The 14,599-nt window shown below is 59.6% G+C and carries 15 protein-coding genes; 10 read left to right on the forward strand and 5 right to left on the reverse strand.

The genetic code is table 11. The features are described 5' to 3' along the window. Window positions 1-25: 25 nt before the first annotated feature. Together prpB and PSH96_RS21465 are read right to left on the reverse strand one after the other, a co-directional pair. On the reverse strand, window positions 26-919 hold the full coding sequence (gene prpB, locus PSH96_RS21460) for a methylisocitrate lyase (protein ID WP_017134742.1): 894 nt from the start codon (window positions 917-919) through the stop codon (window positions 26-28). Then, window positions 916-1,629 carry a GntR family transcriptional regulator gene (locus tag PSH96_RS21465; RefSeq protein ID WP_056861578.1) on the reverse strand — a complete coding sequence of 238 codons (714 nt, stop codon included), beginning with the start codon at window positions 1,627-1,629 and terminating at the stop codon, window positions 916-918. The genes prpB and PSH96_RS21465 overlap by 4 nt, the downstream gene beginning before the upstream one ends. A 272-nt stretch (window positions 1,630-1,901) precedes the next feature. Between PSH96_RS21465 and PSH96_RS21470 the strand changes: the two genes are divergently transcribed. The 6 genes from PSH96_RS21470 (at window position 1,902) to PSH96_RS21495 (ending at window position 7,374) form a co-directional block, all read left to right on the forward strand. After that, a complete protein-coding gene (locus PSH96_RS21470) occupies window positions 1,902-2,435 on the forward strand; it encodes an ATP-dependent zinc protease (RefSeq protein WP_305454912.1) in 534 nt (177 codons plus the stop codon). 5 nt (window positions 2,436-2,440) lie between these two features. Continuing rightward, window positions 2,441-3,973 (forward strand): inactive transglutaminase family protein, encoded by a 1,533-nt coding sequence (locus PSH96_RS21475; protein WP_056861580.1) that lies wholly within the window; start codon window positions 2,441-2,443, stop codon window positions 3,971-3,973. Beyond that, window positions 3,973-4,959 (forward strand): alpha-L-glutamate ligase-like protein, encoded by a 987-nt coding sequence (locus PSH96_RS21480; protein WP_065929897.1) that lies wholly within the window; start codon window positions 3,973-3,975, stop codon window positions 4,957-4,959. The genes PSH96_RS21475 and PSH96_RS21480 overlap by 1 nt, the downstream gene beginning before the upstream one ends. Window positions 4,960-5,144: 185 nt before the next feature. Next, a complete protein-coding gene (gene pabB / locus PSH96_RS21485; protein ID WP_305454913.1) occupies window positions 5,145-6,488 on the forward strand; it encodes an aminodeoxychorismate synthase component I in 1,344 nt (447 codons plus the stop codon). A 227-nt stretch (window positions 6,489-6,715) separates the two neighbouring features. Beyond that, window positions 6,716-7,018 (forward strand): type II toxin-antitoxin system HigB family toxin, encoded by a 303-nt coding sequence (locus PSH96_RS21490; RefSeq protein WP_305454914.1) that lies wholly within the window; start codon window positions 6,716-6,718, stop codon window positions 7,016-7,018. After that, window positions 7,018-7,374 carry a type II toxin-antitoxin system HigA family antitoxin gene (locus PSH96_RS21495; RefSeq protein WP_305454916.1) on the forward strand — a complete coding sequence of 119 codons (357 nt, stop codon included), beginning with the start codon at window positions 7,018-7,020 and terminating at the stop codon, window positions 7,372-7,374. The genes PSH96_RS21490 and PSH96_RS21495 overlap by 1 nt, the downstream gene beginning before the upstream one ends. A 108-nt stretch (window positions 7,375-7,482) precedes the next feature. Here the strand turns inward: PSH96_RS21495 and thrH are convergent, their stop codons facing one another. Continuing rightward, window positions 7,483-8,100, reverse strand: coding sequence for a bifunctional phosphoserine phosphatase/homoserine phosphotransferase ThrH (gene thrH / locus PSH96_RS21500; RefSeq protein ID WP_305454917.1), 618 nt, complete (start codon window positions 8,098-8,100; stop codon window positions 7,483-7,485). 151 nt (window positions 8,101-8,251) lie between these two features. Here thrH and PSH96_RS21505 point away from each other — a divergent pair, with 151 nt between their 5' ends. From PSH96_RS21505 to PSH96_RS21515, 3 genes are all read left to right on the forward strand, one after another. Beyond that, on the forward strand, window positions 8,252-8,986 hold the full coding sequence (locus PSH96_RS21505; RefSeq protein WP_305454918.1) for a phosphoadenylyl-sulfate reductase: 735 nt from the start codon (window positions 8,252-8,254) through the stop codon (window positions 8,984-8,986). A 512-nt stretch (window positions 8,987-9,498) separates the two neighbouring features. Continuing rightward, the gene (locus PSH96_RS21510; protein WP_305454919.1) at window positions 9,499-11,028 is read left to right on the forward strand and encodes an NCS1 family nucleobase:cation symporter-1; all 1,530 of its coding nucleotides are present in this window, start codon (window positions 9,499-9,501) and stop codon (window positions 11,026-11,028) included. Between the two features lie 13 nt (window positions 11,029-11,041). After that, complete coding sequence (locus PSH96_RS21515; RefSeq protein ID WP_305454920.1) at window positions 11,042-11,761, forward strand: aspartate/glutamate racemase family protein; 720 nt, start codon at window positions 11,042-11,044, stop codon at window positions 11,759-11,761. 106 nt (window positions 11,762-11,867) lie between these two features. Here the strand turns inward: PSH96_RS21515 and PSH96_RS21520 are convergent, their stop codons facing one another. After that, window positions 11,868-12,791 carry a LysR family transcriptional regulator gene (locus tag PSH96_RS21520; RefSeq protein ID WP_305454921.1) on the reverse strand — a complete coding sequence of 308 codons (924 nt, stop codon included), beginning with the start codon at window positions 12,789-12,791 and terminating at the stop codon, window positions 11,868-11,870. A gap of 105 nt (window positions 12,792-12,896) precedes the next feature. On the opposite strand from PSH96_RS21520, the gene PSH96_RS21525 reads away from it, so the two are divergent. Beyond that, on the forward strand, window positions 12,897-13,643 hold the full coding sequence (locus tag PSH96_RS21525; RefSeq protein WP_305454922.1) for a 3-oxoacyl-ACP reductase family protein: 747 nt from the start codon (window positions 12,897-12,899) through the stop codon (window positions 13,641-13,643). A gap of 127 nt (window positions 13,644-13,770) precedes the next feature. Here PSH96_RS21525 and PSH96_RS21530 read toward each other — a convergent pair whose 3' ends face one another. Next, complete coding sequence (locus PSH96_RS21530) at window positions 13,771-14,460, reverse strand: HAD-IA family hydrolase (RefSeq protein ID WP_305454924.1); 690 nt, start codon at window positions 14,458-14,460, stop codon at window positions 13,771-13,773. Window positions 14,461-14,599: the final 139 nt, after the last annotated feature.

Genomic DNA, 14,599 nt, shown 5'->3' on the forward strand with positions numbered 1-14,599 from the left:
GTAGTTATTCAGGGAGGCGCGTTCGTTACTTTTTCGCGGCGAACAGCGCATCGAGCTTCTGCTCGAAGGTGTGGTAGTCGATGCGATCGTAAAGCTCCATGCGGGTTTGCATGGTGTCGATCACGTTCTGTTGCGTACCGTCGCGACGGATCGCGGTGTAGACGTTCTCGGCGGCCTTGTTCATGGCGCGGAAAGCCGAGAGCGGGTACAGCACGATGGAAACATCGGCAGATTTCAGTTGATCGACTGTATAGAGAGGGGTTGCACCGAACTCGGTGATGTTAGCCAGGATCGGGGCCTTTACCTTTGACGCGAAGAGCTTGTACATCTCAAGCTCCGTGATGGCTTCCGGGAAGACCATGTCGGCGCCGGCTTCGATGCAGGCGGCGGCACGCTCCAGCGCCGACTCCAAGCCTTCAACCGCCAGCGCGTCGGTGCGCGCCATGATCACGAAGCTGTCGTCGGTACGTGCGTCCACGGCGGCCTTGATGCGGTCGACCATTTCCTGTTGGGACACGATTTCTTTGTTCGGGCGATGCCCGCAACGCTTGGCGCCGACCTGGTCTTCGATATGGATGGCGGCGGCGCCGAACTTGATCATCGACTTGACGGTGCGCGCCACGTTGAACGCCGAGGAGCCGAAACCGGTGTCGACGTCGACCAGCAAAGGCAGGTCGCACACGTCGGTGATGCGGCGTACGTCGGTGAGTACGTCATCCAGGCCGGTGATGCCCAAGTCCGGCACGCCCAGGGAACCGGCGGCAACGCCCCCGCCTGACAGATAAATCGCCTTGAAACCGGCGCGCTTGGCCAACAGCGCGTGGTTGGCGTTGATCGCACCGACCACCTGCAAGGGCTGTTCACTGGCGACGGCGTCACGAAAACGCTGGCCTGGAGTGGTTTTATTGTTGGAACTCATGACTCACCTCGTGATGAAGGAGCGCCGTCCGGGAAGTGACGGGCAATATTGCGTTTGGAAGCGCCGATATGGCGGCGCATCAACAACTCGGCCAGTTCACCGTCGCGATCGGCAATCGCGTCAAGAATGCGGTGATGCTCGGCAAAAGCCTGGCGTGGACGATTAGGGGTGGCGGAGAACTGGATGCGGTACATGCGCACCAACTGGTACAGCTCGCCGCAGAGCATTTGGGTAAGGGTGCGGTTACCGGCGCCTTGAATTATCCGGTAATGAAAATCGAAGTCGCCCTCTTGCTGGTAGTAGCCCAGGCCCGCCTGGAACGCTTCGTCGCGCTCATGGGTGTGCAACACCTGGCGCAGCTCTTCGATTTCCGCGTCGGTCATGCGCTCGGCCGCCAGGCGGCAAGCCATGCCTTCCAGGGATTCGCGGATTTCATACAGCTCGATCAGCTCGGCATGACTCAAGGACACCACTCTTGCGCCGACGTGAGGCACGCGCACCAGCAGGCGCTGGCCTTCGAGACGGTGGATAGCCTCACGCAAAGGGCCACGGCTGATGCCGTAAGTGCGCGCCAGCTCCGGTTCGGAGATTTTGCTGCCGGGAGCGATCTCACCTTTGACGATGGCGGCCTGGATACGCCGGAAAACGTTCTCGGACATGGTCTGGGAATCGTCTTGCGCCACCACCGGCGTTTCCAGCTGATCCAACATATTGTCGACACCTTTAAAAGCAATGCCGCAAAAACTAGCCAATCAAGCCCTCTTAGTCAAAGAATAAATACACATTGTCGACAATCGTCTAATAACCCTTGCCGCACCTTCAGGGGGCATGGCCGCCTGCCAGCGCTGGCGCCAGAAAAGCATCATGTTAGAATGCCCGCCGCTTTTGCCTGACATCACTTGATGAAACGGCGCACGAGGGAGTTTGCGCAGCAATGCCAGTCGCCTTGAATTGAACATCGCACTGCACCGCGTCAGGATCTATGAGACTCAAGCCCTTCCTTCTTGTTTGCCTACTGTGCATACCTGGCCTTGGCGTTGCCGCCGAGAAGACCGTGTATGGCCTGAATGAATACGCCAAATTGGCCGGCATCGACCTGGAAGTGGCCGCCAAACTCGATACCGGCGCCAAGACCGCCTCGTTGAGCGCCCGCGATATCAAGCGCTTCAAGCGCAACGGCGAATCCTGGGTACGCTTTTATCTCGCCATCGACACCGCCCATTCCCACCCCATCGAACGCCCACTGGCACGCGTCAGCAAGATCAAGCGCCGCGCCGGTGACTACGACCCCGATGAGGACAAGAACTACACCGCCCGCCCAGTTATTGCCCTGGATATCTGCATGGGCACCGCTTTACGCAGCATCGAAGTGAACTTGACTGACCGCAGCGCCTTCCAATACCCGCTGCTGATCGGCTCCGAAGCGTTAAAACGCTTTGATGCGCTGGTCGACCCCAGTCTTAAATACGCAGCGGGCAAACCCGCCTGCGCCGCCGACGCTCATACCGCCGAGTAAACCGAATGCGCTCTCTGACCCTGCACCTGAGAATCCTCATCACCATCCTGGTGGTATTGGGTATTTCGGTCACCGCTTACCAGATTTTCGTGCTGGGGATCCCCGTCACCGAAGACGCCACCGACGACTTGTGGAACATCGACGCCAAGGTCGAATTCGTCGCCAACCCCAAGGACCCGGTGAAAATTTCGATGTTCGTGCCGCCCCTGAGCCGCGACTTCGTCAGCCTTAACGAGAGTTTTATTTCCAATAACTACGGCGTGAGCGTCAACCGCGCCGATGGCAACCGCAAGGTCACCTGGTCGGCGCGCCGCGCCAAGGGCAACCAGACGTTGTATTACCGCCTGGTGTTGACCAAGCGTTACAGCGGCGAAAAGGTCAAGGTCAAAGGCCCGACCTTCCGCGACAGCATTGCCGTCGAAGGCCCGGAAAAAATCGCCGCCGAAGCCCTGCTGGCGCCGATCCGCCAGCATTCGGCCGACGTCGAGACCTTTATCACCGAAGCGATCAAGCGCACCAACAACCTCAACGACGACAATGTAAAGCTGCTGCTGGCGGGCGACCCGTCCACGCCGCACAAAGCCAAGATCGTCGAACTGTTGCTGTCCATCGCCCATGTGCCGGTGGAAAAAGTCCACACTATCCGGCTCGTCGCCGACCAGCCGCAAACCCCGGAACTGTGGCTGCGCAGCTTCAACGGCAATGACTGGCTGTACTTCAACCCGGAAACCGGCGAGCAGGGCCTGCCTGCCGACCGCCTGCTGTGGTGGACCGGTGACGAAAACCTGATTTCGGTGGAGGGCGGCAAGAAAGCCATGGTGACCTTCAGCCTGAACAACAGTGAGATGAACGCAATTCGCCTGGCCAAGCTGACCGACGAAAACACCGACGCCAATTTCCTCGAATACTCGTTGTACGGCTTGCCCCTGCAAACCCAGCAGACCTTCATGATCATGGTGATGATCCCCATCGGCGTGCTGGTGATACTGATCCTGCGCAACCTGATCGGCCTGCAAACCCTGGGCACCTTCACCCCGGTGCTGATCGCCCTGGCGTTTCGCGAGACGCAGTTGGGCTTCGGCATTGCGCTGTTTACCATCATCACCGCGCTGGGCCTGTCGCTCAGATCGTATCTGGAGCATTTGAAGTTGCAGATGCTGCCAAGGCTCTCGGTGGTGCTGACCTTTGTGGTGGTGCTGATTGCGGCCATCAGCCTGTTCAGCCACAAGCTGGGCCTGGAACGCGGGCTGTCGGTGGCGCTGTTCCCGATGGTGATTCTGACCATGACCATCGAACGTCTGTCGATCACCTGGGAAGAACGCGGCGCCAACCATGCGCTGAAAGTGGCCGTGGGCACACTGTTCGCCGCTGCCCTGGCGCACATCATCATGAGCGTGCCGGAGCTGGTTTACTTTGTGTTCACCTTCCCGGCGATCCTGTTGATCCTGGTGGGTTTCATGCTGGCCATGGGTCGCTATCGTGGCTATCGCCTCACCGAGCTGGTGCGTTTCAAGGCCTTCCTCAAGGCTGATTCGTAATGTTCGGCTTCTGGAAAACCTGGAAGGCCCTCGAAGCGCGAGGGATCATGGGCATCAACCGGCGTAACGCCGACTACGTGCTCAAGTACAACAAGCGCAGCCTGTACCCGATCGTGGATGACAAGATCATCACCAAGGAACGGGCGATTGCGGCGGGCATCCATGTGCCCGAGATGTACGGGGTCATTTCCACCGAGAAGGAAATCGACAAGCTCGACGAAATCATCGGCGGGCGCAGCGACTTCGTAATCAAACCGGCCCAGGGCGCCGGCGGTGATGGCATCCTGGTGGTGGCCGACCGGTTTGAAGGGCGCTACCGCACGGTGTCCGGCAAGATCATCAGCCATGAAGAAATCGAGCACCAGATCTCCAGCATCCTCACCGGTTTGTATTCCCTGGGTGGCCACCGCGACCGCGCACTGATCGAATACCGCGTGGTGCCCGACCAGATCTTCAAGAGCATCAGCTACGAAGGCGTGCCGGATATCCGCATTATCGTGCTGATGGGCTACCCGGTGATGGCCATGCTGCGCCTGCCGACCCGCCAGTCCGGCGGCAAGGCCAACCTGCACCAGGGCGCGATTGGCGTGGGCGTGGACCTCGCCACCGGCCTGACCCTGCGCGGCACCTGGCTGAACAACATCATTACCAAACACCCCGACACCACCAACGCGGTGGATGGCGTGCAGCTGCCCAACTGGGACGGGTTCATGAAGCTCGCGGCCGGCTGCTACGAGCTGTGCGGGCTGGGCTATATCGGCGTGGACATGGTGCTGGACCAGGAAAAAGGCCCGTTGATCCTGGAGCTGAATGCGCGGCCGGGGCTGAATATCCAGATCGCCAATGACTGCGGTTTAACCTTGCGTACCCACGCGGTGGAAGCGCGACTGGACGAACTCAAAGCGGCTGGCGTGACGGAAACTGCGGAAGAACGCGTGAAGTTTGTGCAGGAAATGTTTGGGCATATTCCTGCGGTAGAAGGCTGATGGCCTCATCGCAGGCAAGCCAGCTCCCACATGAAAACACGAGCAACCAGTGGGAGCTGGCTTGCCCGCGATAGCTTTCTGACAAGCAACACCTCTATCTAGCTATCACCGACATCCCCTCTAGGATCAAACCCTTTGGGGGGACTACAATCGCCCCCCCACGCCAACAGCTGATCCACCCTGCAATGTCGACCTGCTCCGTACACCCGCTGCCCTACCGGGCCAACCCCGCCGACTACTTTGCGGCGATTCGTCATGCCCCTGGCGCCGTGCTGCTCGACAGTGGCCGCCCGGCTGCCGAACGCGGGCGTTATGACCTGCTCAGCGCCTGGCCGCAAGCGACCTTGACGGTAGCGCCTGACGAAAGTGGCGGTGATTTCCTGCAACGCTTACGGACAAACCTGACGCAGTTAGGCGAAGCGGAGCTGCCGGCAGGTTATGCGCTGCCCTTTGCTGGCGGCCTGATTGGCTATTTGAGTTACGACTTTGGCCGGCACCTGGAGCAACTGCCTGATTGGGCCGTGGATGACCTGCACCTGCCGGATGCGCGCTTCGGGCTGTATGCCTGGGCGCTGATCAGCGATCACCAGGCGCAGACCAGCCAGTTGGTATTCCACCCCGCGTTGGCCAACAGCGAACGGCTACGGTTGCTCGACCTGTTTGGGCAACCAACGGCTGAATCATCTGACACCTTCAAGCTGAACGGTCCCATGGCGCCGGACCTCACGCCCGAGGCCTACCGACAGGCCATCGTGCGTATCCAGGCCTACATCCAGGCGGGCGACTGCTACCAGGTCAACTTTGCGCAACGTTTTCGCGCGCCCTGTGCCGGTGATCCCTGGGTGGCGTATTGCGCGCTGCGAGAGGCCTGCCCTACGCCGTTTTCCGGGTTTCAGAGCCTGCCGGATGACGGCGCGGTACTCAGTCTGTCGCCGGAACGCTTCGTGCAGATCAGCGAACGCCAGGTGGAGACCCGCCCGATCAAAGGCACCCGCCCGCGAGGTTTGACGCCGGAAGAGGATGCTGCCAACGCCGCCGAACTCCTGGCCAGCCCCAAGGATCGCGCCGAAAACCTGATGATTGTCGACCTGCTGCGCAACGACCTTGGCCGCACGTGCCGCACCGGCTCGGTGAAGGTGCCGGAGTTGTTCAGCCTGGAAAGCTACCCCAATGTGCACCACTTGGTGAGCAGCGTGACCGGGGTGCTGGCCGACGACAAAGACGCCCTCGACCTGATCGCCGGCAGCTTCCCTGGCGGCTCCATCACCGGCGCGCCGAAGATCCGCGCGATGCAGATCATCGATGAGCTGGAGCCGACCCGACGCGGTTTGTACTGCGGCTCGCTGGTGTATCTGGATGTACGCGGCGAGATGGACAGCTCCATCGCCATCCGTAGTCTGCTGGTCAAGGATGGACACGTGAACTGCTGGGGCGGCGGCGGAATTGTCGCGGACTCGCAGTGGGAGGCGGAGTATCAGGAGTCGCTGACCAAAGTACGGGTCTTGTTACACACTTTGGAAAACCTGTAGCACCCCGCCTTTCCTGGCGCTCGTACGCGGCGCCCAGCGACAGAAAAAACCTGAATCAGAACGGCTGTGGACGCAGTATGAGCGGGCGGATAGCGTCCGGCTCAGACCGTCCACCCGCCACCTGTGAAGGATCACATGAAGCGAATGCCTACTCGTCAGAAATTATTTCCGGGATTGCATCTCACACGAACCCCACCTAACATCTCCCAAATTGGGAGGGAGCAGCGATGCGGATAATCGCCCTCTCTACCTTAAGGACATTCTGGGAAAGCCATCGCGCTTATACCGATGCCAAAACACCGCTGGTCGAACTGTATCGCCATATGGAGAGGACCACTTACACAACGCCACAGGCACTCAAGGCAGCGCTTGGAACGGCGAGCATTCTCAAGAGCGGCAGAGTTGTTTTCAACGTGGGCGGCAACAAGTATCGAGTGATCATGGCGATCGACTATCAACGACAGCTGGGGTTCGTGCGTTTCGTGGGAACCCATATGCAGTACGACCAGATCAACGCGGAGACCGTGTGATGAACATCAAACCTATTCATTCCCAGGAAGACCTGACTGCCGCGCTGGCGCGTGTGGAGCAGCTTTGGGGCGCGGACATCGGCTCGCCTGAGGGTGACGAACTGGAAATTCTCGCCGTACTCATCGAGAAGTACGAGGCGGAACACTTTCCCATGCCACCTTCGGACCCGGTGGAGGCGATCAGATTCCGCATGGAGCAATTAGGCATGACAGCCCGTGATCTGGAGCCCTTCATTGGCACCAGTGGGCGGGTGTCAGAGGTGCTGAACCACAAGCGCAAGCTGAGCCTGTCGATGATCAAGCGGCTGCATGATGGCTTGAGCATTCCCTATGAGCGGTTACTGGCCGGGGGTTAGTCAGTGGCCGCAAGGGCCTCATCGCAGGCAAGCCAGCTCCCACAGGCTGACCGCATTCAGGTGGGAGCTGGCTTGCCTGCGATGGGGCCATCAACAACGCTGGGTGTATTACAGGCTCAACTGCCGATTCGATGCCTTGATAAACTCTTTCTTCAAGTCCTCAAAGGTGTGCACCGCCGGGAACTGCGGGAACTCGCGAATCACATTTTCCGGCGCATGAAACAGAATCCCACGGTCAGCTTCACCCAACATCGTGGTGTCATTGTAGGAATCGCCAGCGGCGATCACGCGGTAGTAAAGGGTCTTGAACGCCAGCACGGACTGGCGCTTAGGGTCTTTCTGACGCAGTTGATAGCTCACCACTCGATCATTCTCATCAGTGATCAGGCGGTGGCACAGCAAGGTCGGGAAACCCAGCTGGCGCATCAATGGCTGGGAAAATTCGTAGAAGGTGTCCGACAGAATCACCACCTGGAAGCGTTCGCGCAGCCAGTTGACGAACTCGATGGCACCGTTCAGCGGCTTTAGGGTGGCGATCACTTCCTGGATATCGGCAAGTTTGAGCCCATGCTCGTCAAGAATGCGCAGACGCTGCTTCATCAGCACGTCGTAGTCGGGAATGTCACGGGTGGTGGCCCGCAGGGATTCAATACCGGTTTTTTCGGCGAAGGCGATCCAGATTTCAGGGACCAGCACGCCTTCCAGGTCGAGACAGGCAATTTCCACAAGACACTCCTATTGGATGTTATTAGTTGAGCGAGCAAAAGGACTGCCGAACTCTAGCGATTCAAGCGCGGCGCCGCAACGCAGAGCGGATTTTGATACCATCGCTCCCCTATAGAGCGCTCAGCGCCACTGACCTGTAGGAACCGTCCTGATGAACCAAGCCTTCGACGTCGCTGAACTCGCCGCGACTTATGCCAAAAAATCCGCCCAGGACATTCTCAAGCTGGCATTCAGCCAGTTCGGTGATGACCTGTGGATTTCCTTCAGCGGTGCCGAGGATGTGGTGCTGGTCGATATGGCTTGGAAGCTGAACAAGAACGTCAAGGTGTTCAGCCTCGACACCGGCCGCCTGCACCCGGAGACCTACCGGTTTATCGAGCAGGTGCGCGACTTCTACAAGATCGACATCGAGCTGATTTCGCCGGACCAGAGCAAGCTGGAACCCTTCGTCAAGGAAAAGGGCCTGTTCAGTTTCTATAAGGACGGCCATGGCGAATGCTGCGGCGTGCGCAAGATCGAGCCGCTGCGGCGCAAACTGTCCGACGTAAGCGCCTGGGCCACCGGCCAACGCCGCGACCAGAGCCCCGGCACCCGCAGCCAGGTGGCGGCGCTGGAGATTGATACGGCGTTTTCGACTCCGGAACGTACGCTGTACAAATTCAACCCGCTGGCGCAGATGACCAGCGAGGAAGTCTGGGGCTACATCCGCATGCTGGAGCTGCCCTACAACAGCCTGCATGAGCGCGGGTTTATCAGCATCGGCTGCGAGCCTTGCACCCGCCCGGTACTGCCTAACCAGCACGAGCGCGAAGGGCGTTGGTGGTGGGAAGAGGCCACGCAGAAGGAATGCGGGCTGCATGCTGGGAATATCATCAGCAAGGCTTGATTCCCTAATAGGCAATTAGTCAATGTGGGAGCGGGCTTGTTGTGGCGAGCAAGCTTGCTTGCGCTGGGGTGCGAAGCAGCCCTAAAAAGCCGACTCCAGCTGCGCTGTCGCACGGGAGCAAGCTCCCTCGCCACAACAAGCCCGCTCCCACATTTTGTTTTGGGCAGCCCATAGAAATGTACACACCAATGTAACCATAAGTGCCATTTATGTGTGCAATCCGTATTCTCCCGCACCAAAACGTAACACTCATTTCCTAACGCCGCTTCCCTCTTAAATAAAGCGCCTCCCCACAAAAAATAAATACCTGTTCAATCGGTCAATTTATATTGCTGTTAATTCAGCTAGTTATTTATAAAACCGATAAAAACGAAATTAACCCTGATTTTCATAGATCCAAAACTGGCACACATGTGGCTTAAGGTGAATGGCGCTTTGTATACAATAAATACAAAACATACATACACTTTGCCATCTGCAGTGTTCCTGCAGATGCGCCGGAGCCTGCCGGAATGCGTACAAGCCTCTCGAATGACATCGCACTGGATCTGCCCTCCTCCGCCCTGAACCCCGAGGCGGCAAGCCCCGGCCCATTGGTGCTCAGCCCGCGCCTGCACAACAAGGACCTGGCGCCCACCAAAGCCGAAGGCCGACGCTGGGGGCGTTACAGCATCTTCGCGTTGTGGACCAACGACGTGCACAACATCGCCAACTATTCGTTTGCCATTGGCTTGTATGCGCTGGGCCTCGGCGGCTGGCAGATTCTGTTGTCCCTGGGGATCGGCGCAGCGCTGGTGTACTTCTTCATGAACTTGTCGGGGTTTATGGGCCAGAAAACCGGCGTGCCGTTTCCGGTGATCAGCCGTATCAGTTTCGGCATCCATGGTGCTCAGATCCCGGCGTTGATCCGCGCGGTGATTGCGATTGCCTGGTTTGGTATTCAGACCTACCTGGCCTCGGTGGTTTTCCGTGTGCTGCTGTCGGCTATTCATCCAGGATTTGCCGATTATGACCACAACGCCATTCTCGGCCTGTCGACCCTGGGCTGGGCGTGTTTTATAACGATCTGGTTTGTGCAACTGGCGATCCTGGCCTACGGCATGGAAATGGTGCGCCGTTATGAAGCCTTCGCCGGGCCGGTGATTCTGGTGACTGTGGCGTCGCTGGCCGGCTGGATGTACTTCCAGGTCGGCGGCAATATCGCCTGGTCGATCCGCGAGCCTTTGAGCGGCGGCGAGATGTGGCGCAACATCTTTGCCGGTGGCGCGCTGTGGCTGAGCATCTACGGCACGCTGATCCTCAATTTCTGCGATTTCGCCCGCTCCTCGCCCTGCCGCAAGACCATCCTGGTCGGCAACTTCTGGGGCTTGCCGGTGAATATCCTGGTGTTTGCCGCGATCACCGTGTTGCTCTGCGGCGGGCAGTTCCAGCTCAATGGCCGGGTGATCGAAAGCCCGACCGAAATCATCGCGGCCATCCCCAATACCTTCTTCCTCGTGCTCGGCTGCCTGGCGTTCCTGATCGTTACCGTGGCGGTGAACATCATGGCCAACTTTGTCGCGCCGGCCTTTGTGCTCAGCAACCTGGCGCCCAAGTACCTGAACTTCCGGCGGGCCGGGCTGATCAGCGCCACTGTGGCGGTGCTGATCCTGCCGTGGAACCTCTACAACAGCCCGCTGGTGATCGTGTATTTCCTCTCCGGGCTGGGTGCGCTGCTGGGGCCGTTGTATGGGGTGATCATGGTCGATTATTGGCTGATCCGTAAAAGCCAGGTGGATGTACTGCAGCTGTATAGCGAAGACCCGAATGGCGTTTATTACTATAGCCGCGGGGTCAATTTACGCGCGGTCGCCGCGTTTATTCCGGCGGCAGTCATCGCGATTCTGCTGGCGCTGTTGCCGGGCTTTGCCAGTGTGGCGCCGTTTTCCTGGCTGTTTGGCGCCGGTATTGCAGGGCTGTTGTACTTGCTGATTGCCGAGCGCCAAGGGTTCTACGCCGATGTCAGCGGCGAAAGCATTGCAGTCGATAACGTCAGTCATTAATCAAGGACATTCCATGCGCATCCTCGTGGTCAACGTCAACACCACCGCATCCATCACCGACACCATCGCCCAGCAGGCGCGGGCCGTGGCTTCACCGGGCACCGAAATCGTCGGGCTTACGCCGTTCTTTGGCGCCGAATCCGTGGAAGGCAACTTTGAAAGCTACCTGGCCGCCATCGCCGTGATGGACCGGGTGATGGCCTACGATCAACCGTTCGATGCGGTGATCCAGGCCGGCTACGGCGAACATGGCCGTGAAGGTTTGCAGGAATTGCTCAACGTGCCGGTGGTGGACATCACCGAAGCGGCGGCCAGCACGGCGATGTTTCTGGGGCATGCCTATTCGGTGGTGACTACCCTGGACCGCACCGTGCCGTTGATCGAAGACCGCCTGAAGCTCGCGGGTCTCTATCAACGCTGCGCCTCGGTGCGCGCCAGCGGCATGGCGGTGCTGGAGTTGGAAGAAGATCCGCTGGCCGCCATGGAAGCCATCGTGCGCGAGGCGGAGCTGGCTATCCGCGACGACAAGGCCGAAGTGATCTGCCTGGGCTGCGGCGGCATGGCCGGGCTGGATGAGCAGATTCGCCAACGTACCGGCGTGCCGGTGGTGGATGGCGTCACGGCGGCGGTGACCATTGCCGAATCGCTGGTGCGCCTGGGGTTGTCGACGTCGAAGATCAGGACTTATGCAACGCCACGGCCGAAGAAAGTGATTGGCTGGCCAGGTCGGTAGACCGAGGCGCCTGCATCACGGGCAAGCCCGGCTCCCACCTGGATAAGCGACCAAATGTGGGAGCCGGGCTTGCCCGCGATGGCCGCGACTCGGTAGATGGCCGAGATCAAATCGCGCTGAATGCTTGCCCCAGTTTCTGCTCGGCAAACTGCTCGATGATGAAGTCGACAAATGCCCGGGTTTTGCCGGGCAGCAGTTTATGTTCGGCGTAGTAGAGGGAGATGTTGCCATCGTCGACGTACCAGTCGGGCAGTACGCGTACCAACTTGCCGCTCGCCAGCCAAGGCACGGCAAACGGCATGCTCACCAGCGCGATGCCCAACCCTTGGTCCGCCGCGACGCAGGCCGCCTGGGAATCGCTCATGGTCATGCGCGCCTTCAGGTTCAGCGGGGCGTGCCCGCCGTGGCGACCGGTCAGTTGCCAGGAACGCACGCGGCCGGTTTGTGGCGAACGAATCAGAATGCCTTCGCAGTGCTCAAGGTCTTCGGGCTGCAATACCCTCGCACGTGTCGCCAGATAATCAGGTGAGGCCACCAGCACCCGATGCGCCGGCGCGAGCTTTCGCGCGACCACGCCCTGAGGCAGTTCAAACCCACCGCCCAATGCGGCGTCGAAGCCTTGGCCAATCAGATCAACCTGGCGATTATCAAAATGCCAGTCAGGGCTGATATCGGGGAAGCGCTTCAGAAACTCGCCCAGCAACGGCACGATGTATAAACAGCCGACCACCGTGCCCATGCTGACTTTCAAGGTTCCCACCGGCCGCCCTTCAGCGCTGGCAAGGTTAGCCACGGCGTTCTGGATGGTGGTGAGGCTGGCGCTGACTTCTTCGAGGAACAGCTTGCCGGCTTCGGTCAGCGTCAGCCGCCGGGTACTGCGCTGAAACAGCCGAACCCCCAGGCGCGCTTCCAGCTTGGCGACGCTTTTACCAACTGCCGCCGGGGTCAAACTCAAATGCCGGGCCGCTTCGGCGAAGCTGCCACCTTCGGCGCTGCGCACGAAACATTCGATACTGCCAAAGCTTTCCATGTCGACCACTCTAAACTTTTGGTTTACACAGACTATAGCAATCACGGTCTACCGACGTGGGTGGGTGAGGCAGATACTCGGTCCATCAACTACTTGGAGATCGACATGACCACACACACCCTCAGCGGCAAAGTTGCATTGATCCAGGGCGGCTCCCGCGGCATTGGCGCTGCCATCGTCAAACGCCTGGCAGCGCAAGGCGCGGCCGTCGCCTTTACCTACGTCAGTTCGGCCGCGAAGGCCGAAGAACTGCAAAACAGCGTGATCAGTGCAGGCGGCAAAGCCTTGGCCATTCAGGCCGACAGCGCCGATGCCACGGCGATTCGCAACGCCGTCAACGCCACCGTCGAAGCCTTTGGGCGCCTGGATATCCTGGTGAACAACGCCGGTGTGCTGGCCATCGCGCCACTGGAAGACTTCAAGCTGGAAGACTTCGACCAGACCCTGGCGATCAATGTGCGCAGCGTATTTATCGCCACTCAGGAGGCGGCCAAGCACATGGGCGAAGGCGGCCGCGTAATCAATATCGGCAGCACCAATGCCGAGCGCATGCCGTTTGGCGGTGGCGGGCCGTACGCGATGAGCAAGGCGGCGCTGGTGGGGCTGACCAAGGGCTTGGCACGGGATCTGGGACCGCGTGGCATCACCATTAACAATGTGCAGCCTGGGCCGGTGGATACCGATATGAACCCGGCGGACAGTGAGTTTGCGGCGAGTTTGATTGGGTTGATGGCGGTTGGGCGGTATGGGCAGGTCGAGGAGATTGCCAGCTTCGTGGCGTATCTGGCAGGGCCGGAAGCCGGGTACATCACAGGCGCAAGCCTGACCATCGATGGTGGTTTCAGCGCTTAAAACTTCAGCCGCGCCGCAAAACAAAATGTGGGAGCTGGCTTGCCTGCGATGGCGTCCTCAAGATCGCCATCGCAGCGATGCGGCGACCCGACAAGCCAGCTCCCACATTTTTTTGAGCGTATTTTGCTCAGGCCATTGGCGGCAAGCCGTAGGCCGCCAGGTCGAAGTCCGCCAGCTTGCGGATGATCTGGTCGGCATGCTGGTACTTGCTGTCGGCCATGGCTTCATCGGGCACGGCGATGGCGGTCATGTGGGCAGCCTTGGCGGCGGTCACGCCAAACGGCGAGTCTTCGAACACCAGGCAATCCTCGGGCGCGACACCCAAGCGGCGGGCGGCAGTGAGGAAGATATCCGGCGCGGGCTTGGCGGCCCCCACTTCAGGGTCATCGGCTGTGACGATCGTGTCGAACAAGCCAAACCACTCACGGTGCAAGGTGGTCTTGTGGCCAAACGAATTGCGCGACGAACTGGTGCCCACGGCAATCGGAATGTTGTGCGCCTTCAGGTGCCGCACCAGCGCTTCGGCACCCGGCATGCCCAGGGCTTTGGGGAAACGCTCGCTCATCAAAGGCTCGCGAATCTGCAGAAACTCCGCCGGCGTAATCGGCAAATCCAGGGCCTTGACCACGTAATCGGCCAAGTCCTGGGCGCCTCGGCCGATGATGTGCTGCTTGATGCCCCAATCGTAGGTGCGGCCGTAGCGTTCGGCGATGATCTGTGTAACTTCGGTATAGATGCCCTCAGTGTCCAGCAACAACCCGTCCATATCGAAAATTACGGCCTTGATCGGACCGACTGGCGTACGCGGTACATTCATCGCAACAGAACCTTGGGGAAGGACTAAAAGGTTTAAGCACAATAGCGGCCTAGAGCGTAGGTACGCAAATTTGGCGGCCCTTCACCCTGCGGCGCTGTTCAGGGTGCCCACAGTGCGCTGTACTTGTATGACTTCAACC

Origin of the sequence: Pseudomonas sp. FP2338 (genome assembly GCF_030687515.1) — a bacterium.
Lineage (GTDB): Bacteria > Pseudomonadota > Gammaproteobacteria > Pseudomonadales > Pseudomonadaceae > Aquipseudomonas > Aquipseudomonas salomonii.